The sequence below is a fragment of the Sphingomonas aquatilis genome (genome assembly GCF_014196115.1).
Classification (GTDB): domain Bacteria; phylum Pseudomonadota; class Alphaproteobacteria; order Sphingomonadales; family Sphingomonadaceae; genus Sphingomonas; species Sphingomonas aquatilis.
Genome location: NZ_JACIDB010000032.1, coordinates 1 through 1,514, shown reverse-complemented (window position 1 = coordinate 1,514; position 1,514 = coordinate 1). Strand labels below are relative to the sequence as shown.

Sequence of the window (1,514 nt, the reverse complement as noted above, 5' to 3'; positions counted from 1 at the left end):
TAGACCCCATGACTGCCGGAGCCTTGGAGGCTCGAATCTGAGATGCTGATGATGGATTTGTTAGCAGCGGAGACGAGTCATGACGGAGGCAGTGAAATACGTTGGTCTGGACGTTCATAAGGAAACCATCGCGGTCGCGGTTGCCGATGGGGAACGCGGAGGCGAGGTACGTTTCGTCGGCACGGTCGCCAACGAGGACGATGCGATCAGGAAGCTGGTCAAGCGGCTGACGGGACCGGGTGTGACGTTGAACGTCTGCTACGAAGCGGGACCCTGTGGGTATGGCTTGCATCGGCTGCTGTCGAAGCTGGGACAGAATTGCATCGTCATCGCCCCCTCGATGATGCCGCGACGCCCGGGCGACCATGTTAAGACGGACCGGCGTGACGCGATGACCCTGGCGCGGCTGCTACGCGCCGGCGAACTCACCGCGATCTGGGTGCCGGACGAAGCGCACGAGGCGGTACGCGATCTCATCCGCGCGCGACGCAGCGCGCAGGACGATGCCATCGGGGCCAAGCAGACGGTGCGCAGCTTCCTGTTGCGGCATGATCGTCGTTTTGGCGGCAAGGCGGCTTGGACGAAAATGTACTGGCGGTGGTTGTCCGAGCAGCGGTTTGAGTTTCCCCACCAGCAGCTGGCATTCGAGGAAATGCAGAAGCGGGTGCTGGAGGCCCAGGCACGGGTCGCGCGCCTGGAGGCGGCGCTGGCTGAAGCGGTGGATGCGTGGTGTTTTGCGCCGCTGGTCCGCAATCTGCAGGTCCTGCGCGGTATCAGGCTGGTCAGCGCTGCGACGCTGGTCGCCGAGGTGGGCGACCTCACCCGCTTCGACAATCCCAAGCAACTGATGGCGTATGTCGGCTTGGTGCCGTCCGAGCACTCCAGCGGCGCCCGGACCAAGCGAGGCCGGATCACCCGCGCGGGCAACGCGCAGGCACGAACCATGCTGATCGAGGCGGGCTGGTCGTATCGGCTGCCCGCTCGCGAGGAACGGCGCTACCGTGAACGGGTCATCGACTTGCCCGAGGACATCCAAGCGATCGGGTGGAAGGCGCAGGTTCGCCTGTGCCAGCGCTACCGTCGCCTGGCGGCCACCGGAAAGCCCCAGCCCAAGGTGACCACCGCGATCGCGCGTGAATTGGTCGGCTATGCCTGGGACATCGCCCGTCGAGTGTCGCCAGCGATAGCCGGCTGATCCACACAGAACAATTCCAGGAGGAGGCGCCAGGGCACCAACTGCATAGCCTTGGCCGGCGTGCCGCGGGCACCCGACTGTGATGGGCAATCCACGGTGTACGGTGGGGCAGGTTCGTCCGACGCCCGAACTTAGACGGAGGATAGGCCCAGCGACGGATACGGGTAGTGCGGTAACCAACCCGCGGATGAGAGCATGATCAATCGTCGTCGATCAGGCGTCCGCGGCACACCCGCCAAGGTCAATGCGAACGCTGGTCTTGCGGCCAGCGACAAGGTAAACTCGGCCAGCGTCTCGGATGGCAGTCATGAGAGCGTAT

1 protein-coding gene is annotated in these 1,514 nt (G+C 64.5%); it reads left to right on the top strand.

Translation table 11 applies throughout. The features are described from left to right. The first annotated feature begins 79 nt into the window (after positions 1 to 79). Positions 80 to 1,195 (top strand): IS110 family RNA-guided transposase, encoded by a 1,116-nt coding sequence (locus GGR47_RS18985; protein WP_147037474.1) that lies wholly within the window; start codon positions 80 to 82, stop codon positions 1,193 to 1,195. Positions 1,196 to 1,514 lie beyond the last annotated feature (319 nt).